The sequence below is a fragment of the Njordella calcicola genome (genome assembly GCF_056494125.1).
The window spans coordinates 161,293-188,037 of sequence record NZ_CM151396.1 but is presented as its reverse complement, the minus strand read 5'-3'; the positions used below and the strand labels follow the sequence as shown (position 1 = coordinate 188,037).

Genomic DNA, 26,745 nt, shown 5'->3' with positions numbered 1-26,745 from the left:
GAACTATTCGCTGGCTCCGCTGCCACTCTCGCCCGAGTCCACCACGTCGGTCACCTCAGGCACACTGTCCATCAGATCGTCGTCGGATGGAGCAACCTCGGCTCGCAATGTCGGTGCATTGTCCAGTAGCGGGAACGCGCTCTCGGTGGCTTCGGTACCACGGTTTAGCAAATCTTCCAACGCTTCGCGACGGTAGCTGACTTCACTGTCTTGATACACGCGGAAACCCGTCCCCGCAGGAATCAAGTGACCTAAAATCACGTTCTCTTTCAAACCAACCAAGCGGTCGACCTTGCCAGCCAACGCCGCTTCGGTCAACACTTTGGTGGTTTCCTGGAAGCTAGCCGCCGAGATAAAGCTATTGCTTTGCACCGACGCCTTGGTGATTCCCAGCAACTGCACCGAAGCCGTTGCCGCCTTAGGCTTCTTACCCTTGGCAGGCTTGCCACCGAGCGCTTCAATTTGAGCATTGGATTGCTCGACAGCTTCCTTCGGCACAATCGCACCCAAGGCGAATTCGCTATCACCTGGATCGGTAATCTTTAACGACTTGAGCAGTTCGTCATTCTTGCGACGCAGTTCAAATCGATCGACCACCAGACCGGACAACAAGGATGTATCACCGGCATTCTCGATCTTCACCTTACGCAACATGCGCGCGATAATCGTTTCGACGTGCTTGTCGTTAATTTCGACACGTTGGCTGCGATATACTTGTTGAACTTCGTGCAGCAAGTACTGCTGTACCGCTTCTTCACCGCTGACGCGTAGAATATCGTGTGGCACCAACGGCCCCTCGATCATCGCTTGGCCAGCTCGCACGGTATCGCCGGAGTGAACCAAGAACCGTTTTCCTGGTGGCACCAAGTGCTCGACTTCCTTGCCGCTTTCGCTCTTGACGATAATCCCACGCTTGCCGCGTTTCTTTTCCTTGGACAATTCAACAATACCGTCCAGTTCGGCGACAACCGCAGGTTCCTTCGGCTTGCGAGCTTCGAAGATTTCCGTAATACGAGGTAGACCCCCGGTGATATCGCTAACGCCGGTCGCTTCGCGAGGCATTTCCGCCAACTCGGTACCAGCCGAGATCATCTTGCCTTCAGGAATCGTCACAACGGCCTTTTCAGGCAAGAAGTATACGTCCAGTGGCTTGCCATCTTTGTCCTCGATCACGATCTGTGGATGGAAGCTACCGCGATGGTCGATGATCACACGGCGGTTGTTACCGCTAGGATCGCGTTCCATACGCATGGTTTCGCCTTCGATCACATCGTCATAGCGAACCTTACCGCTGACTTCCGACAGAATTGGAATCTTGTGAGGGTTCCATTCGCACAGGATATGTCCTTTATCGATTTCTTGTCCGTCTTTCACGTTCAAGCGAGCACCAGTTGGCACTTCGTATTTTTCCAGCTCGCGGCCCTTCGGATCAAGAACCGCGATTTCACCGTTTCGGTTAAGCACGATGTCTTGGCCTTCTTCGTTGCGAACCACTCGCATGCGGACCAAGCTGACGATACCAGCACGCTTGCCTTTGATGTCCGATTCTTCCACCCCGGTGTTCGCGACACCGCCGATGTGGAACGTTCGCATCGTCAACTGCGTACCCGGTTCACCGATACTTTGTGCAGCGATGATACCGACCGCCATGCCTTCTTCCACCAACGCTCCGGTACTCATATCCATACCATAGCAGCGACGGCAGACTCCCAAAGATGCATCGCAGGTCATTGGCGAACGAACTTGAATCTTCTCCAAGCCCATGTCTTCGATCTTACGTGCAGCCTCACGAGTGATCATGTCGTTTTCGCGAACGATAACTTCTTCAGTCACCAGGTTGACGATGTTCTGACGGCTTACGCGACCAATGATCGCGTCGGCCAATCGCACTTCGACTTTCTCACCGCGATAGATAATGCCTTTGGTAATCCCTTGCGTCGTACCGCAATCGTCCATTGTGATGACCACGTTTTGCGCAACGTCGGCCAACTTACGGGTAAGGTAACCGGAGTCCGCGGTCTTGAGTGCCGTATCCGCTAGACCCTTACGAGCACCGTGCGTCGAGCTGAAGTACTCCAGTACCGACAGGCCTTCGCGGAAGTTCGCTTTAATCGGCGTATCGATGATTTCACCGGTCGGTTTGGACATCAGACCACGCATACCAGCCAACTGGCTAATCTGAGCGATACCACCACGAGCACCGGAGGACGCCATCAAGAACACGGGGTTCACGTACCAAGTACCTCGATGCGTGTCGTGTTCCATCGCTGCGAGCATGTCTTTGGTGATCAGCTCGCGGGTATTGGTCCACGTATCGATGACTTGGTTGTAGCGTTCTTGGCCGGTGATCAAACCTTTGTCGTAGTTCTTCTTGTAGTTCATTACCTTCTTGTCCGCTTCGGCGATATGCTTCAGCTTCGAATCGGGTGTGATCAAATCGTCGGTACCGAACGACAGACCGCTGCGTGTGGACTCGCGGAAACCCAACTGGTTCATATTGTCCAGCAGATTGATCGTCGCACGACGTCCAGCCACTGCATAGCAATCGCTGATCACGCCCGCTAAATCGCCGCTCTTGAGCGTCATGTTGTAGAAGTCCATGCTGCTCGGAAGGATCGAATTGAACAGGATTCGTCCGTAGGTGGTATTGATTACCGCACCTGGTTTGGCGTTGCCATCTTCGGTCTTCAACTTGCGATGCTTTGGCAAGCGGACTTTGATCCGAGCATGCAGGTCGATAATTCCTTGAGCGAACGCAAATTCTGCTTCGACTGGCGTGGCAAAGATCATGCCTTCGCCTTTGCAGTCTGGTTTCTCCACACTGATATAGTTACAACCCATCACCGTATCTTGCGAAGGCGACATAATCGGCTTACCGTTGGACGGTGCGAAGATGTTGTGCGTACTCATCATCAGCGTGTGAGCTTCGACTTGCGCCTCGATCGAAAGCGGCAAGTGCACGGCCATTTGGTCACCGTCGAAGTCCGCATTGAAGCCTTTGCATACCAGCGGGTGCAAGTGAATCGCGTTACCTTCGACGAGCGTTGGTTCAAACGCTTGAATCCCCATGCGGTGCAACGTCGGAGCTCGATTAAGCAACACAGGGTGATTGCGAATAACCTGCTCAAGGATGTCCCAAACTTCTTCGTCTTTGCGCTCCAGCATTTTCTTGGCGGACTTGATGGTGTCAGCATGGCCAAGCTCTTTCAAACGACGAATGATGAATGGCTGGTACAGTTCCAAAGCGATCTTCTTTGGCAGACCGCACTGATGCAATCGCAGTCGAGGCCCTACCACGATGACGCTGCGAGCTGAATAATCCACGCGTTTGCCAAGCAGGTTCTCGCGGAATCGACCTTGCTTGCCTTTAATCATATCGGTCAAGCTCTTGAGCGGACGCGAACTGGAGCCCAGCACCGGACGCTTGCAGCGGTTGTTGTCAAAAAGCGCGTCCACCGATTGCTGCAACATGCGCTTTTCATTGCGGATGATGACTTCCGGCGCGTTCAAATCGACCAGCTTACGCAGTCGGTTGTTGCGGTTGATGATACGGCGATAAAGATCATTCAAGTCGCTGGTTGCGAAATTGCCGCTGTCCAACAAGACCAGTGGTCGCAGGTCTGGCGGAATCACAGGGATCACTTCCAAGACCATCCACTCGGGACGATTCTCGCTATCGCGGATCGCTTCCACCAACTTTAATCGATTAATCAAATCCTTCTTGCGTTGCTTGCTGTTGGTCTCGGCCATTTCAACCCGCAGTTGCTCCGACAGCGTGACCAAATCAAGGTTCATCAACAGTTTCCGAACTGCCTCGGCACCCATTTCCGCTTCGAAAGAATCTTCACCAAACTCCATCTTGGCGTTGCGATATTCTTCATCTGTTAGAAGTTGTTGAACTTCTAAAGATGTCGTGCCAGCGTTGGTCACCACGTAGTCTTGGAAGTAAATAATCTTCTCAAGACTGGTGGTTTTCATTTCCAGCAGGTTGCCCAAGCGACTGGGCATCGCTTTGAAGAACCAAATATGCACGATCGGCGCGGCCAGTTCGATATGCCCCATGCGTTTGCGACGCACGCGGCTATGAGTGACCTTTACACCGCAGCGATCGCAGATCATGCCTTTGTACTTCATACCGCGGTACTTACCGCAAGCGCACTCCCAGTCCTTTTCTGGACCAAAGATACGTTCGCAGAACAGACCATCCTTTTCAGGACGATAGGTACGGTAATTGATCGTCTCAGGTTTCTTGACTTCGCCAAAACTCCAAGACCGAATATCTTGCGGTCGAGCGAGCGAAATCTTGACAGAGGTGTAGTCGTTGACGCGGTCGTAAGTGGTTTCCGCTGTAGCCATTATTTAAATGCCCTGTCGGTTGTTATTGATTCGAATGGATTATGAAAGTTAGATCGGAAAAGTTAGTGATTCAAAGCCATGACGCGGTAGCCACGTGGCAAAAGGGAGTATCATCCCAGTTTGCCTCGCAGCCCAGTCGCCTTACTCAATGCTTTAAAAAGTTCGCTTTTCCAATCGCATGTTGAGGGCCAAGCCTCGGATTTCATTGGTAAGAACGTCAAAGCTCGCTGGCGTACCAGCTTCCAATGTGTTCTCGCCCTTGACCATCGATTCGTAAATCTTGGTTCGTCCTTCCACATCGTCGCTCTTGACCGTGAGCAACTCTTGCAGAATGTATGCAGCACCGTACGCTTCCAACGCCCAAACTTCCATTTCTCCAAAGCGTTGACCGCCAAAACGTGCCTTCCCACCCAGCGGCTGCTGCGTGATCAAGGAATAAGGCCCTGTGCTGCGAGCATGAACCTTATCATCCACCAAGTGATGCAGCTTGAGCATATAGAGGTAACCCACCGTGGTCTCCTGCTCCATCGGTTGCCCCGTTCGGCCATCGGTCAAGCGAATCTTGCCGTGACGTGGCAGCCCTGCAGCTTCCAACGCGTCGTTGATGTCACCTTCCGTCGCTCCATCAAACACCGGCGTGATCGCTTGAAAACCACTCTTGGCACCAGCCCAACCCAAGTGCGTCTCAAGAATCTGACCTACGTTCATACGCGAAGGAACGCCGAGTGGATTCAACATGATTTGCAGTGGAGTCCCATCTGGCAAGAATGGCATGTCTTCGACCGGCAACACCTTGGAGATTACCCCCTTGTTACCGTGACGACCGGCCATCTTGTCCCCAACGCTGATGACGCGCTTGGTCGCGATGTAAACTCGCACCATCTGCAACACGCCGCTTCGCAGTTCATCACCACGCTTCATGCTGTTGACATTACGATCGCGAATATCGAGCGCCTGCTCAACTGCTGGCCAGTACTGCTTGTGCACTGCCTTGACTTCGGAATGCAAACCGCCATCGATGCGATTAAGCAAACGCGACAAGTTAAATGTCTGAGCTTTTTCGGCAAGGAACTTCGGATCATGGCCACCAGTCAATGGCGTCCCATCTTCATCGGTCAGCTTGCCACCGATGACCTTTTGCAATTCATCGGCCAACGCTGAAAACGCTTCGGCAATCGTGAGATTGCCTTCCGTCTCCAGCTTCTTCAGATCGCGTTCGAATTCCCGTCGCTCATCTTCCGACAAACTCATACGTCGCGAGAACTTCTGCGTATCGATCACGATGCCTTCAACGCCCGAACTGACTTCCAGCGAATCGTTCTTTACGTCCTCCCCAGCCCGACCAAAGATCGCATGCAGAAGTTTTTCTTCTGGCGTCAATTCCGTCTTGCTCTTGGGCGAAACCTTACCAACCAAAATATCTCCAGGTCGCACATACGTACCCACTTGCACAATACCAGTTTCATCCAGATTGCGCAGTGCCTTTTCGCTGACGTTTGGAATGTCACGAGTGAACTCTTCACGGCCCAGCTTGGTTTCTCGAATCTCTACGTCGAACTCTTCGATATGAATCGAAGTGTAGGTGTCGCTCTTGACCAATTCTTCGCTGATGATGATCGCGTCTTCGTAGTTGTATCCGTCGAACGACATGAAACCCACCAACACGTTGCGTCCCAAAGCCAGTTCACCTTTATGGATCGCCGCACCATCAGCAATGATCTGACCCTTTTCAACCTTGTCGCCCAACCGAATGATCGGACGCTGGTTCAAGCAAGTACGCTCGTTGAGCCCTTGGTACTTCTTCAAAGGATAGACATCACTGCCGACTTCGATGCGAGTCGAATCGACATACGTGACCTTGCCTGCCTTCTTGGCGCGAACCACCATCGAACTGTTCTCGGCAACCACCTTCTCCAAACCAGTCCCAACAATCGGCGGCTCAGCCACCAACAATGGAACCGCTTGGCGCTGCATGTTGGAACCCATCAACGCACGGTTGGCGTCGTCATGCTCCAAGAACGGAATCAAGCCGGCCGAGACACCGATCATCTGGCTGGGCGCGATATCCATGTATTGCACCTGACCCGGTAGAACGATCTCAAAGTCGCTGCGGTGACGAGCAATCAGCCCGGGCCCTTGCACCAGCATCGAATCCTTGACTTCAGTATCCGCCGGCGCGATATAAGCATCTGCTTCTTCGTCCGCTCGCAGCCAAACCACTTCATCCGTCACACGACCGCCGTCGACCTTACGATACGGAGTGATCAAGAAACCATATTCATCGATACCCGCATAGATTGATAGCGAGCTAATCAAACCAATGTTCGTACCTTCAGGCGTTTCAATCGGGCAGATACGCCCATAGTGAGAGATGTGCACATCGCGCACTTCAAAGCCCGCTCGCTTACGGTTCAAACCGCCAGGCCCAAGAGCCGACAAACGCCGCTCGTGAGTCAACTGCGACAATGGGTTGGTCTGGTCAACCACCTGCGAAAGCTCGCCGCGGCCAAAGAAATAATCGATCGCCGCCGAAATGCTCTTGGGATTCACCAACGAGCGAGGCGTCATATCCTCGACCTCTTTCATCCCCATACGCTCTTGCACCGTCCGACGCAGCTTCAAGAACCCTTTACGCAACTCTTCACAAGCCAACTCATCAATCGTGCGCAAACGACGGTTACCCAGGTGATCGATATCATCAAAGTGAGCACCGCTGTCGGGATCAAACAAGTCCGTCAAGTACTTGACCGACGCGATCAAATCCTGCGCTCGCAAAGTCATCACATCCTCGGAGACATCCAACCCCAATTTGCGATTGATACGGAAACGCCCAACACGCCCTAAGCGATAACGCGAGTCATCATAAAACTTCTCGTGAAACAAAGTCCGCGCTTTTTCCAATTGCGGCGGATTACCCGGTCGCAATCGCTGATAAATACGCAGCAACGCTTCCTCATGACTGCTTGTATTGTCCTCGGCCAACGAATTGAGGATATAGGAACCCCGGGGCGGCTCCGCAATCTCCATCGACTTGACGCCCGATGTAGCGATCAACTCCGCCATATTCGCGGAGATCTTCTGCCCCGCTTCGATCAAAATCTCGCCAGCCCGATCACTCGAAGAAGGATAAACAACGTCATCCACCGCTATCTTGCCTTCGATCTTGCTCACCACATCCTTGCCGGTCAGCTTCAACTCCGTCGACGAATAGAACGCTCGCAGCAAGTCCGCATCGGTGCTCAATTCCGGAGCCATCGCTCGCAACAGCGTGAACACCGAGAACTTACCGCTTTGGTCGATCCGGACCGACAAGCTATCCTTCTTGGTCACATTGATCTCAATCCACGAGCCACGCTCGGGAATAATACGGCAGCTTGGCGCCTTGCGATCCGTAGTCCCTTCAGTCTCCTCGACAAAATCGACCCCTGGAGAGCGATGCAACTGATTCACCACGACACGCTCGGCACCGTTGATGATAAACTCACCGCCACCCAACATAATGGGGATATCCCCCAGATACACTTCTTCCTCAAGCGGTTGCTCGCGATTGATGCGCAACCAAACCTTCAACGGCTTGCCGTAAGTCAGCCGCAACTGCCGACACTCTTCTGGAGTATACCGCGGCTTACCTAGTTCGTACCTCAGGTACTCCAAGGTCACCGTCCCGTCGTAGCTCGCAATCGGGAAAATCTCACGAAAGACCGACTCCAACCCCTGATTCTTCCGCTTCTCCGGATGCAAGTCCTCCTGCAGAAACGCCTCATAGGACGCTGTTTGCAGCGTAGTCAGATTCGGTATCGCGAACGCGGTTTGCGTACTGCCAAATCTGCGGACGTTTTGAGGCTCAAGTCGACGCTTCGAAGTTGTCGCCATAGAATGGATCCACTCCACAAAAAAAATTGAATGCCAGAAACTAAGTCAAGAAGCCGGATGACACGCGGCCCGTGGGAAAAACATGGCCCCGCTCGAAAGGTGACGCTGCACCTGGGGTGCGCAGGCACAAACCCACGGTACGAGGTTTGCACCAGATCTGCGATGAAGGCGCAACACTAGCCACGAGATTTTTCAAAGAGAGAGAACGCGATCCAGCCAAGCTACATTCCACTGCAAGAGTGTAGTGCATCTGCTTGCCTCTCGTAAACCGGAAAAACCGCTTCAAGAGGCAATAATTTCCTAATTTTCTTGCCTACGCCCTTGCGGTGGCGTGACATATGCACTGCGGATCCGTTCGCCGTGTCTAGTAATTCCAGCCCACTTCAGGCCCTAAACGAGCCTAAAGCGGTGATCTAACCCAATACATCAAGCCTGCAACTTACACAGCAGCCAACAACATGCATACCCGCACGTGCAGCAGGAACTGTTGCTAAGGTGCACAGGTGCCAGCACTCACCAGACAGCATCTAGCCGCTGGCAAGACCGAGCGCAAGTCACAGCCATCGAAGTTAACGAGCACGCCAACCCTGCCACCCGCCGATCTGCCCTCGCACAGCAAAGCGCGCACAGCGGACCGAATACAAGCAAGCTAGTCAGCAAGCACAAGCCGAACTACTTGAGCTCAACGGTTGCGCCAGCAGCTTCCAACTCAGCCTTGACCTTCTGCGCGTCTTCCTTGGATACGCCTTCTTTGATCTTGGCAGGAACGCCTTCAACCAACTTCTTGGCATCCATCAGCGAAGCGCCGGTAAGGTTCTTCACAACCTTAACAACATCCAGCTTCTTGTCACCAAACGAAGTCATCACAACGTCAAACTCAGTCTGCTCGACAACAGCAGGAGCAGCGTCACCAGCCGGTGCGGCCATCATGACAGCGCCACCAGCAGCAGCTTCGATGCCATGAACATCTTTCAAATAATCGCTCAGCTCTTTGGCTTGCTTCAGGGTCAGACCAACGATCTGTTCACCCAGGGTCTTGATATCGTCAGCAAAAGCGGTTGATTCGGACATGATTTAAAAAACCTCTACAGAAAAAAACAAACAGTTCCCAATGGATGCTGCCGAAGTGCGACAGCGCACGTGTATTCCTAAATGAATCGCAGGACCTAGCTTTCGTCGCCAGACTCTGCAATCTTTTCGATCTGGCTGGCAAGCTTGCCACCAGGCCCTTTGATTTGACCAGCCAACATGCGGCCCGGTCCAAGTATTTGACCGACCAACAACGAAATTTGCTCGCTGCGGCTTGGCCACTTACTAATCGCTTGCACCTGCTCTGGCTTCAGCGAGTCGCCATCCATGACGCCGCCCTTCACTTCGAACTTCTGGAACTTGCCAGTTTTGCCCAAAGCAGTGATCTCACGGGCCAAGCCCACGAAATCTTCGGCGCCCCAAACAACAGCTACGCTCCCGCTCACGTTATCGAAAGCAGGACGAAGCGACGTCCCCTCGGTAGCTCGCGCTGCCAAAGTTCGCTTCACAACCATCACACTTACGTTCTTACCTCGCAGCGATTTACGTAGCTCATAAGCGTCATTGCCGCCTAACCCCACCACGTTCACAACAATCGCATCACTCACCCCTTTAAGGCGATTAGCAATGTCGCGGGTTACAAAGTTTTTTACGTACTTACTCATGCTTCTAAGACCTTCTCACCTAGCGGCCATATGGACCAAATTAGCAGGTTACCCGAACACTTGGACTCATCGTTGCACACAGCGCAATCGACTTGATATACGAGCCCTTTACAGCACTTGGCTTGAGCGACTGGATGTGCGAAATCAAATGGCTGATATTATCTACCAACTTCGACGCATCAAAACTCAGCTTGCCAACCACCGCGTGCAAGTTCCCGCCTTTGTCATTACGGAACTCGACCTTACCAGCCCGATACTCCTTAACCACTCGCGCGACATCCGCAGTCACCGTGCCAGCTCGAGGCGAAGGCATCAGACCACGCGGCCCCAACACCTTACCCAATGGCCCGACCAACCCCATCATGTCCGGCGAAGCAATACAGACATCGAAATCCAACCAGCCCTCTTTAATTCGCTTAGCCAGATCCTCCGCCCCAACCGCCTCAGCACCCGCTTCTTCAGCCGCCTTTGCCAAGTCACCTTTTGCAAAAACAACCACCCGTTGCGTTTTACCAATACCATGCGGCAGAACAAGCGAACCTCGCACCAACTGATCGGCCTGCGCCGGGTCAATACCCAGATTCATATGCAACTCAACCGTCTGATCAAACTTTCGCGGCGGAAAAGTCTTCAAGACCTCGACTGCTTTTTCCAGGGGCAACGGAGCATTTGCAGTATTCTTGCTGCCCATCACCTTCATAGCTTTTGTTAATTTCACCATTTAATTAGCCCTCTACAACCTCGATACCCATGGAACGCGCCGTACCCAGGATCATGCGTCGAGCATGCTCAAGGTCTCGGGCATTGAGATCCGCCATCTTCTTCTGACAAATCTCGTCAACCTGAGCGTTTGTCACACGACCCACCTTCGTCTTGTGCGGCTCGCCCGAACCACTCTTAATCCCAGCAGCCATCTTCAACAACGCTGCTGCCGGTGGACTCTTTGTATAAAACTCAAACGAACGATCCGAATACACCGTGACCACCACCGGAATCGGCGTCCCAGCGAACTCACGCGTACGATCGTTGAACTGAGAGACAAACTGCCCCAAGTTCACACCAAACTTACCCAGCGACGTACCAACAGGAGGCGCAGGCGTCGCCTGACCACCCGGCACCTGAAATTTCGCTTGCCCTACAACTTGCTTAGCCATCTATGTCTGCCTTTGTAAATCACCCGCATGCACCAAAACACACACAAGCGAACACCATCCAATTAATCAAGCCTCTTATGCCCCAAATCAGACGCCTCGCGAGACCAACCCCCTAAGAACGCCAGCTTGAGACCACCAAGCAAATCAAATCGACTCGATTTGCCAGTGATCCAACTCGACGGGAGTACTGCGACCAAAGATGCTAATGATCACCGTTACACGACCGTTAGCCTCATCAATCCGATCCACATCGCCTTCAAGGTTCTGAAAATTACCTTCCTTCACCCGAACACGATCACCGCTGCGAAACGGAATGGAAGTCTTGATACCCTGCTCCTCATCTTCAGGAGGACGCGCCAAGCGGATAATCCGCTCCACCTCGTCATCCCGCATCGGCGTAGGCTTGCCTGCAGCACCAGTGAAATCACCAATACCAGGGACCTCGCGAACGAGAAACCAAGAATCATCATGCACCGCCATGCGAACCATGATATAGCCGGGATAAAGCTTGCGCTTCACTACTTTGCGCTTCCCGGTCCGTGTAAACTCAACCACATCTTCTGTGGGAACCAAGATCTCATCGAAGCTCTCCTGCATGCCAGACAACGCAATTCGCTTGCGCAACGCCTCAGCCACAGTGTCTTCGCGATTAAATGCAACCTTCAAAATATACCAACGCAGATCCTGCGATGGAACGTCCGATGATTGCGTATCTTTAGTATCGTTCACGATGAACCCTTCGCGCCAGTACCAACGATTCCCGTCAAACAAACCGACCAAAAGCCGTCACCGCTTACCGATAACAACCACTGCCAGCTCGCCGCGAAAACCTCCTGGCGGTACCCATTTGACCCTACACAAACGACCTCAACCAAGAGAATCGCCCACGCAAGCCACGATGAATCGCCGTTAGGAAATATTAAAAAACTGGAATATCGATGCCCATATGAGATCATATGCGAACAACAACATCGCCAGGAAAAAGATCACGAATATAACAACCGACGAAGCCTTGACAAGCTCAGAACGCGTTGGCCACGAAACTTTATGCATCTCAGCTTCCACCGAGATCAAAAAGTCCGCGAATCGAGGCCAATTGACCACTCGATAACCAAACCACATTCCCGCCGCCAAAATCAACAACGGTATCCCTCGACGCAACACAACCGCAGTGCTCTCAGACAACCCACCAAAGGAAGCCTGCTGCAACACCACCTCGTACAGACGCCAAGCCGCCATGGCAACCGCAACCCACACCGTCAAGCAAGTTACCTGCCTGACAATGCGACCCTGATTTCGCTTATAGATGTCGCCCAAAAACAGGGCGCTCCACAACGATCGTTCCGAAGTTGCGTTATCGCTTGCCATCGCCAATAAAACCCTAAATCCCTTCAATCAACCACTCAGCACCGCCAAAACAACAGCACCTGAGGACCGACAACATAACCCAACCGCCAACAAACAACCGCTGGCGTTCAAAATCATGCAGCAGGGGCGGAGGGAATCGAACCCGCAACCCCCGGTTTTGGAAACCGGTGCTCTGCCAATTGAGCTACACCCCTGTCGACCAACCCTCACCCGCAAGGGCGAGAGCCAGCCATTTACAACACCAAGCCAACACAGCGAACCAATCGCCGGCGACTCACACCTCAACAAGACTACTCAATAATCTTGCTGACGACACCCGAACCAACCGTCTTGCCACCTTCACGGATAGCGAAACGAACGCCTTCGTCAATCGCAACTGTCTTGTGCAATTCCACTTCCAGCTTGACGTTATCACCAGGCATACACATCTCGGCACCTACCAAGTTTGCACTGCCAGTTACGTCCGTCGTACGGAAGTAGAACTGAGGACGATAACCACTGAAGAAAGGCGTATGACGACCACCTTCCTCTTTGCTCAAGCAATAAACTTCAGCATGGAACTTCTTGTGCGGAGTGATCGAGTTCGGCTTAGCCAAAACCTGACCACGCTCAATATCCTCACGCTTCACGCCACGCAACAAGCAACCAACGTTATCGCCAGCCTTGCCTTCTTTCATTTCCTTACGGAACTGCTCAACACCAGTGACCGTCGTCTTCGTCTTGCCTTCTTGCAAACCAACGATCTCGACTTCTTCACCAACCTTGATCACGCCACGCTCAATACGACCGGTCGCAACAGTACCACGACCTTCGATACTGAACACGTCTTCAATCGCCATCAAGAATGGCTTGTCTTCATCACGGGAAGGCTGCGGCACGTGCGAATCAATCGCCGCGATCAACTCCGTAATACACTTGCTAGCTTCTGGATCAGCAGGCTTATCATAAGCAGCCTTGGCGTTGCCACGCACGATCGGAGTATCATCGCCAGGGAAGTCGTACTTGCTGAGCAATTCACGAATCTCAAGCTCAACCAACTCAAGCAACTCTTCGTCATCGACCAAGTCGCACTTGTTCAAGAAAACAACGATCGCAGGCACACCTACTTGGCGAGCCAACAACACGTGCTCTTTCGTCTGAGGCATCGGGCCGTCCGCTGCACTCACCACCAAAATCGCGCCGTCCATCTGGGCAGCACCGGTAATCATGTTCTTAATAAAGTCCGCGTGACCAGGACAGTCGATGTGCGCATAATGCCGATTCTCCGACTCATACTCCACGTGCGACGCAGCGATCGTCACCGTTTTGGTTTCATCGCGCACGGTACCACCCTTTGCGATTTCGGAATAAGCCTTGGCTTGCGCCAAACCCTTGGCTGCCTGAACCGCAAGCAACGCACCAGTCGTGGTGGTCTTACCATGGTCAATATGACCAATCGTGCCTACATTGCAGTGCGGTTTCTTACGTTCGAATTGCTCTTTGGCCATCTTTCAAATACCCACAAACATACTAAAAAAGCCGTGAGGTTCGTTCCCACGCGCGTGACAAATGAATACAAATCGTTGTCACCTCGGCAAAAACGCCATGGGCAACGAAACCCAAAACACCGACAAATGAGAGCTGCTGATGGGACTTGAACCCATGACCTCTTCCTTACCAAGGAAGTGCTCTACCAACTGAGCTACAGCAGCTTGCATCTATCGAAGCAGAGCGGGTGAAGGGAATCGAACCCTCGTATTCAGCTTGGAAGGCTGCTGCTCTACCATTGAGCTACACCCGCTTGCGGCAAACCTTAAACACTCAACCACAAACCGCAGGAAGACTAAGACCTCCCCGCAGCTTAAAGCCTACAGCTTAAAGCCTTTTAATGGAAGGTGTAGGATTCGAACCTACGTAGCCGAAGCAACGGATTTACAGTCCGTCCCCTTTAACCACTCGGGCAACCTTCCTCTATATCTATCAACCCTAACTGCAGACGACAAACCCGCAAAGAGCCAGCGAAGGGATTCGAACCCCCGACAAGCTGATTACAAATCAGCTGCTCTACCAACTGAGCTACGCTGGCGTGCCTTATGAGCACTCTAGCTTATGGACGGCAGTAGCTTTCCAATTGCCACCGATGTCATTCGGCGCGCGACCGCTGTCCACAGAGAGTGCAAAAGTGTACTGCCCCGCCCCAAAGTCGCAAGACAGATTTGAGTGCCAATTTCACGATTGCGATGATTTTTTGTCCCAAATCCGCCAAGTGTCCTTTGCTCGCAATGCCCAAGAGACTCTCGCCCCCCACCAGCTTACTGGCCAGGAATCCAAAGTCCGCTGCCGCCACTTGCTGGCGATGAGGCCGACTGAGACGGAGCAGGCTGCGGTTCGCTTTGACCAGGAGTCCATAAACCCGACGCCCCAGCCGAAGCTACTTCCCCACGCGACTGCTCTGCCGCCCGACGAAATAGACCCGACTGCAACGCGTTGGGGTTCGCGCCCGCCGCACCCGCTTTTCGCATCTGCTCCATTTGCATGTTTAACATATAGACAAACTCGCGCACCGCCGGATCGTCCTGATTCTCCGAAACAACCCGACGCAAGACCGCACCAGCTTCTTCATTGCGACGCAAAGCCGACAGCAACTGGAACCAAGCTATCCCGACCTCGCCAGAAGGCTGACCGGCTGTCCTCAATGCACTATAGTAGTCTTCGATCTGCGCTAGCTTATCATCATACGTTCGTGCCAACGAAAGCGCCAACTGACGCTTGAGCAAATCGATTTCGACCGCCTGCTCGGCCTCCAGCGATACTCCCTGCAACACACTCAAATACTCGGCAAAAACTTCCGAATGCTGCCGCTGCATGGCCGATCGCGCCAAACCAGCCATCTCAATCGCTGGCAATTGAGCGAAATCAGCCCAGTAATAGTACGCTCCGCCTACCAAATCAAAACCATCGGCATCCACCGCCAACTTTGGCTTAGGCAATCCCAACTCGTCTTGAATCCGACGATAATCTCGCGAATCCAGCCCCGACTGACCACTGGCCAAGTAGTGCAGCAACAATCCAGAACATTCGGCCTGATAAGCAGGATCCTTGGCCGCTTCCTCAAAGGTCTTGCCATTGAAAGCGGAAAACTTGGAGTTCCTCAATTCCGAAATCCTCAGACTCCGCACGAACTCAGCCAACACGCCTTCCCCCGGAATCTCGTCGGTATTGATCTGCTCCGGCGGCTTCACTGCCACCGGCGAAGTCAGTACGGCTAAATAACTAGCAGGCTGCTTGTCGTCCCGCGTCGCAGCAGCCCCTTGCAAGCCAAGCTCGGCCAAAACCGCCACGATATGATCCTGACGCGCCGCCAAAACCTCACTGTTGTACATCAGCAACAGCCGCGCTGGCTTATCAGTCTGCTTGCCAAATACGGCCAACAAACCCACCGACAAACTTGGCGAAAGCGCGGCAACAGGACTGCCCTCAATCAAACAGCGAATGTCGGCCACGAGTCGAGGCGGCACTTCCTCTCGCACCACCTGCTGCACGAACGCCTTCGACTCGTCGTCCGCCACCGCAGCCAACAACGATGACGCCATGATCTTGGCTTCTAACGCGGACTCATCCTCAATGGCGTATTCAACCACGTGCGCCGTCGCCGAAGCACCCGCTTTGGACGCCTGCACTTCCGTCGCCAACGCATAGAAATAAGCTCGCTGCTCCAGCGGCAACGACTGCTCGCCCACCAAACGCAAACACGTTTCCGCCGCTCCGGTCGAATCGACCAAAAACAACTTGCAGTGCAGCAAAGCCATTAAAATAGCCGGATGGCTTCCGAACTCTCGCTGTATCCCCTCCAATTTTGTTTTCGCATGAGGAACATCACCGCCGTACATCATGGCGATCGCTTCCCGATAACGCTCGGCAAAATCCGTGTCTTCGCAAGCTGGTGGCGAAGGAAGCGTGTCGCGGCACAACAAACTGATCGCTGTATTTTGGATCAAACTGGCCGACAATCGAGCCGTGACATTTTCGATGCCTTCAAAGCGATCCATCGCCAATTCCAGATGCAGATAGGCAGACAGCGGATGCCCAAACTTGGTCAACATATCGACCAAGTTGGAAATAACTGTCAACAGCAACATCGACGGCTCCAACGTCGGCGAATAAATTGCCTGTAGATACAAAGTGGCAGCTTCCTCCAGCGATCCTCGCACCAACGCGACCATCGACCGATTCAGCTTGGCCAACGGATTGTCCGGCTGCAGACGTATAAACTTGGCAGACGCTTCTTCCAGCGATTCAATTTCGCCCAAACGCAACAAAACCTGACACTTCAATGCCAGCAACCATGGCTCGGAAGGCAAAGTTTTCAAATAGCTGTTGATCTGATCCAAAGCAGCCACAAACTGCTCGCCGTCAATCATGCGTGTGATCTTGTCCATTTCGGCCAAGTACTCGTGGCACTTGCAAAACTTGATCTTCTTGCCCGAACCACACGGACACGCGTCGTAAATATTCAATGACATTGTGTTCTATACTCTGGATTGACTACCCGGATTTGTTGATTTCCACCACACTTGGCCAAGCATCTTACCAACTCTCAGCGAATCTGACGACATCAAAAGTCACAGGCTCAATTTGCCGCGATCCACACAAAGGCCGCGAATACGGCCCTTTTTCTCTGTTGCGGTCGGCCTAAACACGCTTACACCCCTACAACAAGCCTGGGCACCGATAAAGCGACCTGACTACCGGACCACATGAATATTCCCGCGGAATCGATTATCATGCAGCAGAATCAACCAAAACCTAAGTAAAAGCCAAGGAATTTTAGCATGACAGCGCAGGGCAAAGTTTTCATTATCGGCATCGGTGATGACGGTCTAGACGGTCTCACTCGGTCCGCTAACGCCAAAATTGAAGCGGCCGACATGATCATCGGCAGCCCTGCTCTGCTGAAAAAAGTAGAACACCTACCCGCCAAAAAACAAACGGTTTCCGCCGACCTGGATCAACTAGCCAACGCCATCGACCGCTTTGAGACCGGCACCGCAGTCCTGCTGACTTATGGCGATCCGCTTTTCTACGGCACAGCTCGCTTCCTCTGCGACCGCTTGGGCAAAGAGCGATTTGAGGTCCTGCCGCACGTCAGCAGCATGCAACTGGCGTTCGCTCGCGTCAAAGAAAGCTGGGAAGAGGCATTCCTGAGCAGCGTAGGCTCGATGCCCCTGGACAAACTGGTCGACCGCATCCGCACCAGTACCAAAGTCGGTCTGTTTACCAGCGACGAAACAACGCCCCAAGCCATCGCAGGCCGCATGGCAGATTTCGGCATCGACTATTTTACCGTCTACATCTGCGAGAATATCGGCTCGCCCGACGAACGTGTCACCCGCGGCACCGTCGCCGAAATTGCCAAACAAAAGTTCAACGCCCTGAACGTGATGATCTTGATCCGAAAACCGGGCGCTCCAGATCGCCCGCGCGAACTGCAAGGCGTACGACTGTTTGGAAACCGAGATGACCTCTTTTTGCAAAGCAAACCCAAACGCGGACTGGTCACCGGCAGCGAAATCCGCTCATTGGCTCTGTCCGAACTGGAAATCGAACCCGACTCCATCGTCTGGGATGTCGGCGCTGGCAGCGGCTCGGTTGCCATCGAAGCAGCCCAAATCTGCCATCAAGGCCACGTTTTTGCTATCGAAATGGACCCCGAAGATTACGGCCTGCTGCAAGAAAACGCCCGTCGCTTCGGCGTCTCCAACCTGACGCCCGTGCTGGGCGAAGCCCCCGCCGCCTTCAGCTCGCTGCCAGCCCCCAACGCTGTCTTCATCGGCGGAACCGGACGGGCAGTCGCCAGCATCTGCCAGTCGGTCTGGGACATCCTGCCCACCGGCGGCCGCTTGGTCGCCAACGTCAGCAGCCTCAATAACGTGGTCGCCCTCCAAGAACAGTTCATGAATACCCACCATGTCGAACCCGAAATCTGGATGCTGCAAGTCTCGAAATTGAACTCACAACTCGACACCGTTCGCCTGGAATCCACCAACCCCGCCTTCCTGGTGAAAGCCACAAAGCCGTAATCAGAATATTTATCACAAGCTCTGTTGACGAAAATCGATGAGCCGCTATCCTAATGAGACAGATTCTCAATAGCAACAGCGGCTAGCCAGCCAGGGAAATGTCGGAGGACGATTTGCCCAAGCACGCCACGCCAGGTAATCCAACGCTTGAAATCGACCTTCCGTCGAAATCTTCATGGAGAAAAGTGGAACAATGCAAATCGAACTCCTGCAAACCTGGAGCAATACCTTGGCAAGTAATGATGAGCAGCCTGTCATTGGCAATAGCAGTGATGCAGTCTGCGAGAAGACTGGTGAAATGTCCAACGACACAAGCCCATTGGGCAGTTTGGACACAAGCCACAACACGCCGCAGTTTCGTTTTGAGGACCTTGCCAAAGGCAGCCAGCGAATCATGATTCGCTATGGCGATGCCGTTTACGAACTCAAGTCGACTCGAAACGGTCGACTGGTATTGAACAAATAAGCCCCACCTCCAGACAAGCCCCACCCATTGGAACATCGCATGGCCCAGATTCCTCTCCATTGTGTCGAAGAATTTACCGCGAAAACCGAAGTGCTTGATGTACTTTCCTCCTCGGACACACCGCACCAACGCATGCTGGTCATCAAGGAACGTACGGTGTGCGGCATCGAGCAAATGATTCTGCAGCAGGAAAGTTTTGCTCCCGACGTCGGCTGGTTTACCCAAAGCCGCGTGGCCATGAACCGCGATCAACTGGTGGCTCTGAAAGTACTGCTTACCGGTCGTGCCTCCGACATGGCCTCTCCAAAGCGGCCCACGCGAAACTACCGAATGCAGACCGCCGACCAGTGCCCAGAAGAAGAAGGCATCTTGTCGTTCACCCGCGCAAGTTAAGCTTTGCGACAGAACGAAAAATCAAGTCATACTGATTAAATCTGCTCAATACGAGGGGCTGCCGTTGCCAGCAACCACTCCTCGCATCGAACTTCATTATACAACTATGCGGTCTTGCTGACCGTCTGGCCCGATGCAGCGGCTGCGGAATTTCGGAGTAGCTTGGTGTACTCTTCCACACCTTCTTGCTCGTCAATCAAGATGTCTTCCAAGAAGATCACCAGCGGACGATCGCCTTCGGCCATCTCCAACGCTTTGGTGTACATCTCGACCGCTTTGGATTCAAACTCCAAGCTGTACTTAAGCACTTCTTGCAAGTCACGAGATTGCTTGATCTCATTGCGAGTTGCAACCGGCACCCCACCCATAGCGACAATCTTGTCTCCGATCAGCTTGGCATGCTTGAAGGACTCCTTCGCATCACCTTCAAACTTCTCTGCATATACCTCTCGCCAAACCCCTTCAATAATGAAACTGGCCTGCGAATATTGCACCACGCCAGTCCACTCATGCTTGAGGATCTCATTTAATTGGTCAATCACGGCTTGCTTATTCATGACACTCTTCCTTTTTAGTTGAAAACATTTCCGTGCATTTGACTGTATTTTCTGACTTTTGACAACTCATCGCTGTCAACTCGGTTCGGCACAGAGCCCATCAATTTGCCCACATGTGTCATCAGTATGACTGCATTGCGAGTGTTGTAACGCGTCTTTTTTTAGTCAGCTACTATTGTGGTTGCGGTCAGGATTAGGAAATTTGAAGCGCTGATAATCCCTGGAAAAACTTTGAACTTGAGCTCTTGCTATCGCGCCAGATGAATGGGCCGCGATGGTTTTGCGACACCTAATTGACATGCCTTTTACGGAAACGGCACACCCAGTGCATTCTAGGACTACGAAGTAAGTTGCCGCCGCCTGATGAAATGTATGTATTTCGCTGCAGGCAGGCGTCAATTGAGGAAATCAAAAATTGGAAGGATCACAAAATTTCAATCGCGGCAACAATGACGTGAATTGGCGTAGAGGCAGGTGAATATCATGATTTTAAGCCGATGGTTAAGCACTTTTATGTTGTGGGGCCTGTTGGGAAGCTCTGGCTTCGCACAGCCCTTTGCCGTACCGGCCGTAGATTTAGCGGTCTCACAGGCCGGAATACCGTCGAATCCGGCCGATGGCCTTGAAGATTTTGGAGAAACCCTGTTGCACGGCCCGCTACATGAGGCCTTTGCAGAGCAGTATAACCAGGAACCCCTTGAGGGTGTCATCGTAGACCGCGCGCCGCCATCAGCAGTCCCCGAGCTTCCCCCGGAACAAACACTGGATGAGCCGAATGTCGAATGGATTCCGGGCTACTGGTTCTGGGACGACGACCGCAGCGATTTCATCTGGATCAGCGGCGTTTGGCGAAAAATCCCGCCAGGCCAGCGATGGCTGCCGGGCTACTGGGCAGAGGTCAATGGCCGCTACCAGTGGGTGTCCGGCACTTGGTTGGCCAATGAGCGGATGGAAGTCGAATATATTGCTGAATCGCCGCCAGAATCACTTGAACTTGGTCCCACGAGTCAGCCACCCACCGCTGAACATTTCTGGACCCCAGGTTGCTGGGTATGGCAAAACACCAGTTATGCTTGGCGGCCAGGTTATTGGACGCAAGGCCGTTCAGATTGGGTCTGGATGCCCGAACGTTACCTCTGGACACCCAGTGGCTACGTCTACTCGTCCGGTTATTGGGACTACCCGCTAGTTGGGCGAGGTACCGCATTCGCGCCATTTTTGTTCAACCAGCCAGTCTATGCGCAGCCTGGGTTCTTGTTCACTCCGCGGATTTCCTTACTTACCGCAGCGCTACAGGCCCATCTCTGGGTGCGTCCAGGCTTTCGGCATTACTACTTCGGTGACTTCTATGGGAGAGGATCCAATCAGTTTCGGGGCAACCAATTCGGGTTCAATCCGTACGGCTTCTATCCCTGGCATACTTTTCACCGCGGATTTGGCATGCATCGCGGTCCTTGGGGTTATGATCCACTGTTCGTTTCCCAGAGCCGCAACTTCCAGTCGCGAGGAATCAACTACTTCCAGCTAATCAACAACCAACACATCACCTACGTCAACCAAGCTGACCGTCGACCGCCGCGGACCTACCGCGAGCAGTTGGATCGGCAACAATCCTGGCAGGGCTCCGGCCGAGACGGGAGCTTTGGCCGAGACTTTGATCGCAATTTTCATGGCGGCCCAGCGGGACAGGGTGAACCGAGATGGAATGATGGCCGTTTGGGAGAGCCATTTCGCGATGTTGCGCAGCGAGAGCAAGACCGTTACAGGAATCTGTCGACTGAGGATCGCAACCAGTGGCGAAGCGAGCGAACGGATACCAGCTCGCTCGCTGACCTCCGCCGCAACGCGGAAGCTCGCAACGCTGTCGGCCGAAGCCCGGGCGGAGGTGCCCGCGCAGGGTTCGATCGCGAGCGAGGAGAGAGCAGCGGCGTCCGAGTCGGCGAGGAAGGTAAAGCCTCGGTAGCTGCCAGCGCGCGGCTGCAATTGCCGCCGGCGGTCCGTTTTGGATCGGGCAGATCAAACGCAGATGGCCCCGATGGCCCCAACGGCCAGCGCCGTCTGCCGCGGGCCGCTGCCGATTCATTATCTGACCGCTCGCCCCGAGGCCAAACCGGCGATGAAGTAGCTCCACCCGACGCTGCCCGGCCGCGTGCAGAAATCCGAGGGGTTCCAGGAGCCGCGCGGCAGACGCCTCAGGGAAGCTTGGGTCGCGCTAGCGCCGCAGCGCCAGGGGCGATTTCCGGCAGGCCGACCACGCAGCAGCAGCAGCAAGCCGCTGCACCGCCACAGCGAGCGACTCCATTGCAGGGAACTGCACCTGCTCTTCGGAACGGTCAGCCCGGTCGTCCGGCCGCGGGTTTGCCGGGTGCTTCCCCGAATGTTTCTCCAAGCGGAAGCAGCACCCCAAGGGCTGCCCCCCCCAGGGTGACACTCAATCCTACACGCCCGAGCTTGAATCGACCCGAGTCACCCGCTCGGAGCATGAATCGCCCCAGCGCGGAGCTTCAACAGTCGGTCGCACCACGGCAGCGATCCGCAGCGCCTAACATATCGCGTCCGAGCGCACCGCCGCAGCGTTCGGCGGCACCGCGAATCTCTGCGGGCGGGAGTGGTCCGCCAAGTGGTGGCAGCGTAGGCCGCTCCGCTGGTCTCAACCGCTCGATGCCTTCGATCCCAAGCGGCGGCCGCGGCGGCAGCCCGGACCGTGGCGCCGGACGCGGTCGTGTCCGCTAGTCCGCGCGGGGCACAGGCGGAAAGCATTTCTCATCCGGCCCTTGGGCCGGATGGCTGCGACCAACTAACGATAACAGCCCGCTAACGCGGGCTGCTGGTCTTGGTTAATCAAGAAGGTTTGCGAACCAAACAGATGCCTTTATTCGCTCTGGAAAGTTGCAGTCAAATAGTGTGACTCCGTCTTATAGGGCTTGCCATCCAACTCGCCGGATTTGTCGTCCAGCGTGAGGCCAACCAAAATAGCGTTTAATCCTTCCTCGACCTCCTTATCGGTGAAGGAAACTTTGCCTTCTTTGTCTGTCGTTGCTTTGGCTTCTTCATGACCTTCGGCGCAGTAAAGCTTCACTTCAGCGCTCTTGATGGGCTGGCCATCAAAATGAACATAAACGTCGACACCATGCTCCGTATCGACCAACATCGCATGCAAGCCTTTCTTGCCTTCTGTTGCCTTCTCAGGCTTTGCTTTGGGCAATGGGCCGCCTTCATGCTGAACATAGTACTCCAAACGAGTTCCATGATAAATTCCGAAAGTGACCTGCGATGCCAATGCTGACTTGGCAACAACCGGTTCTTTGGAAATCAAACCCACGAAATCGTCCGACTCCAGCGGGCTCAATTCCAGTTGCTGGTCCGCCGCATAAACTTTAGCCGCGGCAATCGAAGCGGGCAGTTTATAAGTACGATCGGCTGGGTTCTCGCCAAAGAAGAGAATCGCTTTACCATCGCTGTTGGTTGCCAACCATGGGAAGTGTGCTTGGACCGAAGCGGTAAAACCACTTGCCAGAATCGCGAGAGCCAGGGCTTGAATTCGAATACGCATAATACATTTACCTTTGTAGATTTATTTTGAAACAGAAATGACTTCGATATTTTGAAACTTACCGTGCTCCATATTCGCCCCGCCCAACACCAACACGCGGTCAGCATCCAATGCAATCAGCTCGTGAAAGAAGCGAGCATCTTCCGTCTTGCCACGCGGTTTCCATTGGCTGTCACCAAACTTCAACTCTTGCAATCCGCCGTCAATGGTACTAACCAAGACGGTACCGTTGACCGCAATCGCCGCGGTACCAAAGCCCGTCATGCGGCCTTCGCCAACCAATTCAGGACCTGCATGCCAAGCATCCTCCGCCGGCGAGTACATCATCGTGCTCTTGGTGATCTTGCCTTCGGGCTCCATGCCACCAATCGCGGCAATCGTGTCACCGCAGGCAACCAAACTCAGAGCACGGCGTTGAAATGGCGGCGTTGCTAATGGCGACCACTTGAGCTCCTCTGCTGCTAGGTCCATCGCATAAGCCGTATCGTGCCACTGCGAGTCGTTTGATCCACCATCCAACTGCCAACCACCAACAACGTACAATTTGGAGCCAACTAAAATCGCATCATGGCTCGAACGAGGCTGCGGCAACGATGGCAAGTTTTCCCATTGACCGCTAGCCACATCAAAGGCGGCTACTTCGGACGATGACTTCAGCACATGCTCTTCGCCTTCTTCATTCAGAGCCGTAAACCCACCCACTCGAATTATCTTGCCGTTGTATGCGACCAAGGCCAAGCCCTGCAAACGCGTCGACTCACTAACCACCTGCCATGGCTGCTCAGGATGATCCAAATCCAAACTTAGCAATTGGTTGGATTGCTCTTTCACTGAATAAGTATGAGCATCACCGGTATGACCGCCGTAAATGTAGACCTTGTTTTCCCATCGTGCTGCACCAAAACTAGTCAGCGTCAGCGGGATTTCTGCCGCCTTGAACGCAGATCGTTCTGCCGCCGAACTACTGCTTTCAGCCAAACATCGCTCACGAAAGGCGCTAGCCATAAAAAGTGAAGCAGCCAGAGACGATAAAATCAAAACTTTGCTTAGACGCATTTCGTTTCCTATTCCGGGTTAAACCTACTGATATTCAACTTCAAAAGAATGCAAGTTCTCGCCTTCCTTCAGTACTGCTCCCAACCTGGTCTGCGAGTTATACTGCGGCGCGATCTCGCGATAATTCGACTTCTCATGCGAAACGGGCTGGCCATTCATCATGGCTTTAATCCCAGGCGGCAAACCGTACACCTCGACATTGAAGCTGCCTGTCCGCAATCCTTGCTCAGGCGCAATCACATACTTACCAGCCTCAATCGACGCTGATACTTTGGGCCCAGGGGTGCCTGCAATGGGAACGAACGTAATCAAACCTTCGTCCATCGAGTAACCTTCGACTTTGACTTCCCCTTGCACCGACACCGAAGGGCCAGTTGCCTGTTTGCAACCAGCTAAACTCAGGAAACTTATCGCTAGCAGCACAATCGCCATGCAGCCAGCCAGCGCTCTGGGTTTCATTGAATTTCTTTCGCTCAGCCAACTCGCAAGCACACTACAACTCCAATCGACTTGAAAAGTTACCTTCGTTGCGATCTGCCAAATTATCTAACACCAATGCATCAGTCGCTTCACTAATGGCATGCACCGATCCGTCACAAAAGACAAACTGCACCATGCCTACGTGATGACTACGGAAGGTCTCCCAAGTTCGAAAATCAAATCGACTATTATCGCGAGCATTGAATCGCCCAGCCATCGAGCCTGCCGAATGGAACGGATACCCTTCCGCCCACTGGGTAAACCCGCGATTCGGCTGAACATCCCGCAACGTAAAACTTAACTCACCCACCAACAGAATATTCGACGCGCCATCAGCCGTGGACATCCCAGCGATCGACGTTGGCCCCATCAACAAATCATTGCGATTCCAGCTTAGGATGTTAAAGGAATCCACCATCGCGCCTTTGTTCAGCGAAGTTCGATAATACTCGCTGCCCGTTGAAAACGCGTAACTCGAAAAACCACGATTGCGTGGCCTCTCCAAAAACACCGTACTTGGACAAATATAGATCGGCGGCGTTGCTTTCCGAGCCGTTGCATTGGGCTCCCGCGACATCGAGACGCTGAAGTTAAATCCATTATAGAGCGGCGCTTCGTCCAGTTGCGGCAGAATCGACATAAACCCACTGCCACCATTGGGCAAAATGGTCGGTGGCAGTTGCCGATAAATATCGCTGTACGAATGCAAAGCAAACCCAATTTGACGCAGGTTGCTACCACAACTCATCTTGCGAGCTGCCTCACGCGCCGAATGAATCGATGGCATGATCAAACCAGCCAAGATTCCAATAATGGCAATCACCACCAGCAGTTCTACCAGGGTAAACGCTGACCTGCGTCCAGCACGGCTCACAGGGCGACTCAACGAGTGCACAGGTTGGTTTCCAGACATCAAAAACTCCATCTTTCAAAACCTTTGGAACTTTTAAAGACTCTTCTCTTTAACGACTCATTTAAGGGCCTAGACCGCTGCAGCCTTACGTCTTCGCATTCGCCAAGCACCTACCCCAGCCGCCAATCCAAGCACAGTCATGGAAGCAGGCTCAGGAATCGCCGTTACCGCACCATCGATGTGGAGCTGGTCTAGCGACGTGTTCAAGCCGCCCATCGCGAACCGAAGGTCGTAGACCGATTCAGTGGACGAGAAATCCCAAACGGCTAGATAATCAATGACAGTTACTGAACTTGGAGCGCCGGGAGCTGGCGAACCGCCCGGTAACTGGATCACTTGCCGTCCGGTCTCTTCCTGAAATGTCGGCGCGAAATTGTTCAGCAGCAAACTGCCGAAATTAAGATCACCACCGCGAGTCCTGAATTGTACGGCGACGCGAGTTTGAAAACCTTCACCAAGATCGAACGAAGGGATCGACGCTGAGAAAGACAGCGGATTTGCCCCTAAGGCATTGTAAATATTCCGAGTCGACGTAATGCCTGCATCACCAGTGAGATCTGCTAGTGTCACAGGACCGGGATTGGTCCCACTAAAGAACTCTGGAGAGCTGTTCGAAGTAAACTGGGTAAAGGGTTCGCCAAAATTATCCCAACCACTATAGAACGTGTTGGCATCGCCGCGATTCCAGCCGAAACGAGCGTCCGAGGTCGATGGAGTCAAAATTGCAGCCATCGAAAACTGAGCGGACAAAAGAACCATGAACGTCGAACAAATCAAACGAAGCATTGCAAAACCTAAGCGAAAACGAAGAAGCGAAGTTCAG

20 protein-coding genes and 5 tRNA genes are annotated in these 26,745 nt (G+C 53.4%); 4 read left to right on the top strand and 21 right to left on the bottom strand.

Annotated features, from left to right (window positions below; all coding sequences use genetic code 11):
• Nucleotides 1-3: 3 nt before the first annotated feature.
• The 15 genes from rpoC to SH302x_RS00610 all read right to left on the bottom strand — a co-directional run bounded on the left by rpoC (nucleotide 4) and on the right by SH302x_RS00610 (nucleotide 16,947).
• Nucleotides 4-4,356, bottom strand: a complete 4,353-nt coding sequence (gene rpoC / locus SH302x_RS00680) for a DNA-directed RNA polymerase subunit beta' (RefSeq protein WP_479366592.1) — start codon at nucleotides 4,354-4,356, stop codon at nucleotides 4-6.
• 153 nt (nucleotides 4,357-4,509) lie between these two features.
• Nucleotides 4,510-8,229 carry a DNA-directed RNA polymerase subunit beta gene (gene rpoB, locus SH302x_RS00675; protein ID WP_479366591.1) on the bottom strand — a complete coding sequence of 1,240 codons (3,720 nt, stop codon included), beginning with the start codon at nucleotides 8,227-8,229 and terminating at the stop codon, nucleotides 4,510-4,512.
• A 672-nt stretch (nucleotides 8,230-8,901) separates the two neighbouring features.
• Complete coding sequence (gene rplL, locus SH302x_RS00670) at nucleotides 8,902-9,303, bottom strand: 50S ribosomal protein L7/L12 (protein WP_479369322.1); 402 nt, start codon at nucleotides 9,301-9,303, stop codon at nucleotides 8,902-8,904.
• A 92-nt stretch (nucleotides 9,304-9,395) separates the two neighbouring features.
• Complete coding sequence (gene rplJ / locus SH302x_RS00665) at nucleotides 9,396-9,923, bottom strand: 50S ribosomal protein L10 (protein WP_479366589.1); 528 nt, start codon at nucleotides 9,921-9,923, stop codon at nucleotides 9,396-9,398.
• A 40-nt stretch (nucleotides 9,924-9,963) separates the two neighbouring features.
• Complete coding sequence (rplA, locus tag SH302x_RS00660) at nucleotides 9,964-10,644, bottom strand: 50S ribosomal protein L1 (protein ID WP_479366587.1); 681 nt, start codon at nucleotides 10,642-10,644, stop codon at nucleotides 9,964-9,966.
• Between the two features lie 4 nt (nucleotides 10,645-10,648).
• A complete protein-coding gene (rplK, locus tag SH302x_RS00655) occupies nucleotides 10,649-11,077 on the bottom strand; it encodes a 50S ribosomal protein L11 (RefSeq protein ID WP_479366586.1) in 429 nt (142 codons plus the stop codon).
• Nucleotides 11,078-11,221: 144 nt separating this feature from the next.
• A complete protein-coding gene (nusG, locus tag SH302x_RS00650; RefSeq protein ID WP_479366585.1) occupies nucleotides 11,222-11,806 on the bottom strand; it encodes a transcription termination/antitermination protein NusG in 585 nt (194 codons plus the stop codon).
• A gap of 180 nt (nucleotides 11,807-11,986) precedes the next feature.
• Complete coding sequence (gene secE, locus SH302x_RS00645) at nucleotides 11,987-12,445, bottom strand: preprotein translocase subunit SecE (protein ID WP_479366584.1); 459 nt, start codon at nucleotides 12,443-12,445, stop codon at nucleotides 11,987-11,989.
• A 121-nt stretch (nucleotides 12,446-12,566) separates the two neighbouring features.
• Nucleotides 12,567-12,639 (bottom strand) — tRNA-Trp (locus SH302x_RS00640).
• 96 nt (nucleotides 12,640-12,735) lie between these two features.
• On the bottom strand, nucleotides 12,736-13,932 hold the full coding sequence (tuf, locus tag SH302x_RS00635) for an elongation factor Tu (RefSeq protein WP_479366583.1): 1,197 nt from the start codon (nucleotides 13,930-13,932) through the stop codon (nucleotides 12,736-12,738).
• Nucleotides 13,933-14,063: 131 nt separating this feature from the next.
• Nucleotides 14,064-14,136: transfer RNA gene (locus SH302x_RS00630), tRNA-Thr, on the bottom strand.
• An 18-nt stretch (nucleotides 14,137-14,154) separates the two neighbouring features.
• Nucleotides 14,155-14,225 (bottom strand) — tRNA-Gly (locus SH302x_RS00625).
• Between the two features lie 88 nt (nucleotides 14,226-14,313).
• Nucleotides 14,314-14,394: transfer RNA gene (locus SH302x_RS00620), tRNA-Tyr, on the bottom strand.
• Nucleotides 14,395-14,437: 43 nt separating this feature from the next.
• Nucleotides 14,438-14,510: transfer RNA gene (locus SH302x_RS00615), tRNA-Thr, on the bottom strand.
• A gap of 226 nt (nucleotides 14,511-14,736) precedes the next feature.
• Complete coding sequence (locus SH302x_RS00610; protein ID WP_479366582.1) at nucleotides 14,737-16,947, bottom strand: hypothetical protein; 2,211 nt, start codon at nucleotides 16,945-16,947, stop codon at nucleotides 14,737-14,739.
• Nucleotides 16,948-17,256: 309 nt separating this feature from the next.
• Between SH302x_RS00610 and cbiE the strand changes: the two genes are divergently transcribed.
• The 3 genes from cbiE to SH302x_RS00595 all read left to right on the top strand — a co-directional run bounded on the left by cbiE (nucleotide 17,257) and on the right by SH302x_RS00595 (nucleotide 19,363).
• The gene (gene cbiE / locus SH302x_RS00605; protein ID WP_479366580.1) at nucleotides 17,257-18,504 is read left to right on the top strand and encodes a precorrin-6y C5,15-methyltransferase (decarboxylating) subunit CbiE; all 1,248 of its coding nucleotides are present in this window, start codon (nucleotides 17,257-17,259) and stop codon (nucleotides 18,502-18,504) included.
• A 193-nt stretch (nucleotides 18,505-18,697) separates the two neighbouring features.
• A complete protein-coding gene (hemP, locus tag SH302x_RS00600; protein WP_479366578.1) occupies nucleotides 18,698-18,970 on the top strand; it encodes a hemin uptake protein HemP in 273 nt (90 codons plus the stop codon).
• Between the two features lie 39 nt (nucleotides 18,971-19,009).
• Nucleotides 19,010-19,363, top strand: coding sequence for a hypothetical protein (locus tag SH302x_RS00595; protein WP_479366577.1), 354 nt, complete (start codon nucleotides 19,010-19,012; stop codon nucleotides 19,361-19,363).
• A 104-nt stretch (nucleotides 19,364-19,467) separates the two neighbouring features.
• Here SH302x_RS00595 and SH302x_RS00590 read toward each other — a convergent pair whose 3' ends face one another.
• Nucleotides 19,468-19,920, bottom strand: a complete 453-nt coding sequence (locus tag SH302x_RS00590) for a ferritin-like domain-containing protein (RefSeq protein WP_479366575.1) — start codon at nucleotides 19,918-19,920, stop codon at nucleotides 19,468-19,470.
• A 483-nt stretch (nucleotides 19,921-20,403) separates the two neighbouring features.
• Here SH302x_RS00590 and SH302x_RS00585 point away from each other — a divergent pair, with 483 nt between their 5' ends.
• A complete protein-coding gene (locus SH302x_RS00585) occupies nucleotides 20,404-22,653 on the top strand; it encodes a hypothetical protein (RefSeq protein ID WP_479366574.1) in 2,250 nt (749 codons plus the stop codon).
• A 139-nt stretch (nucleotides 22,654-22,792) separates the two neighbouring features.
• Here the strand turns inward: SH302x_RS00585 and SH302x_RS00580 are convergent, their stop codons facing one another.
• The 5 genes from SH302x_RS00580 to SH302x_RS00560 form a co-directional block, all read right to left on the bottom strand.
• Nucleotides 22,793-23,473 carry a hypothetical protein gene (locus tag SH302x_RS00580; protein ID WP_479366573.1) on the bottom strand — a complete coding sequence of 227 codons (681 nt, stop codon included), beginning with the start codon at nucleotides 23,471-23,473 and terminating at the stop codon, nucleotides 22,793-22,795.
• 21 nt (nucleotides 23,474-23,494) lie between these two features.
• Nucleotides 23,495-24,529 (bottom strand): Kelch repeat-containing protein, encoded by a 1,035-nt coding sequence (locus SH302x_RS00575; protein WP_479366572.1) that lies wholly within the window; start codon nucleotides 24,527-24,529, stop codon nucleotides 23,495-23,497.
• Nucleotides 24,530-24,553: 24 nt separating this feature from the next.
• Nucleotides 24,554-24,988 carry a hypothetical protein gene (locus SH302x_RS00570; protein WP_479366570.1) on the bottom strand — a complete coding sequence of 145 codons (435 nt, stop codon included), beginning with the start codon at nucleotides 24,986-24,988 and terminating at the stop codon, nucleotides 24,554-24,556.
• Nucleotides 24,989-25,022: 34 nt separating this feature from the next.
• Nucleotides 25,023-25,922, bottom strand: a complete 900-nt coding sequence (locus SH302x_RS00565) for a DUF1559 domain-containing protein (RefSeq protein ID WP_479366568.1) — start codon at nucleotides 25,920-25,922, stop codon at nucleotides 25,023-25,025.
• Between the two features lie 69 nt (nucleotides 25,923-25,991).
• The gene (locus SH302x_RS00560; RefSeq protein ID WP_479366567.1) at nucleotides 25,992-26,708 is read right to left on the bottom strand and encodes a PEP-CTERM sorting domain-containing protein; all 717 of its coding nucleotides are present in this window, start codon (nucleotides 26,706-26,708) and stop codon (nucleotides 25,992-25,994) included.
• Between the last annotated feature and the right edge of the window lie 37 nt (nucleotides 26,709-26,745).

Coding starts and splice junctions, on each gene's coding strand:
- rpoC (WP_479366592.1), bottom strand. CDS start 4,356: ATGGCTACAGCGGAAACCACTTACGACCGCGTCAACGACTACACCTCT.
- rpoB (WP_479366591.1), bottom strand. CDS start 8,229: ATGGCGACAACTTCGAAGCGTCGACTTGAGCCTCAAAACGTCCGCAGA.
- rplJ (WP_479366589.1), bottom strand. CDS start 9,923: ATGAGTAAGTACGTAAAAAACTTTGTAACCCGCGACATTGCTAATCGC.
- rplA (WP_479366587.1), bottom strand. CDS start 10,644: ATGGTGAAATTAACAAAAGCTATGAAGGTGATGGGCAGCAAGAATACT.
- rplK (WP_479366586.1), bottom strand. CDS start 11,077: ATGGCTAAGCAAGTTGTAGGGCAAGCGAAATTTCAGGTGCCGGGTGGT.
- secE (WP_479366584.1), bottom strand. CDS start 12,445: ATGGCAAGCGATAACGCAACTTCGGAACGATCGTTGTGGAGCGCCCTG.
- tuf (WP_479366583.1), bottom strand. CDS start 13,932: ATGGCCAAAGAGCAATTCGAACGTAAGAAACCGCACTGCAATGTAGGC.
- SH302x_RS00610 (WP_479366582.1), bottom strand. CDS start 16,947: ATGTCATTGAATATTTACGACGCGTGTCCGTGTGGTTCGGGCAAGAAG.
- cbiE (WP_479366580.1), top strand. CDS start 17,257: ATGACAGCGCAGGGCAAAGTTTTCATTATCGGCATCGGTGATGACGGT.
- hemP (WP_479366578.1), top strand. CDS start 18,698: ATGCAAATCGAACTCCTGCAAACCTGGAGCAATACCTTGGCAAGTAAT.
- SH302x_RS00595 (WP_479366577.1), top strand. CDS start 19,010: ATGGCCCAGATTCCTCTCCATTGTGTCGAAGAATTTACCGCGAAAACC.
- SH302x_RS00590 (WP_479366575.1), bottom strand. CDS start 19,920: ATGAATAAGCAAGCCGTGATTGACCAATTAAATGAGATCCTCAAGCAT.
- SH302x_RS00585 (WP_479366574.1), top strand. CDS start 20,404: ATGATTTTAAGCCGATGGTTAAGCACTTTTATGTTGTGGGGCCTGTTG.
- SH302x_RS00580 (WP_479366573.1), bottom strand. CDS start 23,473: ATGCGTATTCGAATTCAAGCCCTGGCTCTCGCGATTCTGGCAAGTGGT.
- SH302x_RS00575 (WP_479366572.1), bottom strand. CDS start 24,529: ATGCGTCTAAGCAAAGTTTTGATTTTATCGTCTCTGGCTGCTTCACTT.
- SH302x_RS00570 (WP_479366570.1), bottom strand. CDS start 24,988: ATGAAACCCAGAGCGCTGGCTGGCTGCATGGCGATTGTGCTGCTAGCG.
- SH302x_RS00565 (WP_479366568.1), bottom strand. CDS start 25,922: ATGTCTGGAAACCAACCTGTGCACTCGTTGAGTCGCCCTGTGAGCCGT.
- SH302x_RS00560 (WP_479366567.1), bottom strand. CDS start 26,708: ATGCTTCGTTTGATTTGTTCGACGTTCATGGTTCTTTTGTCCGCTCAG.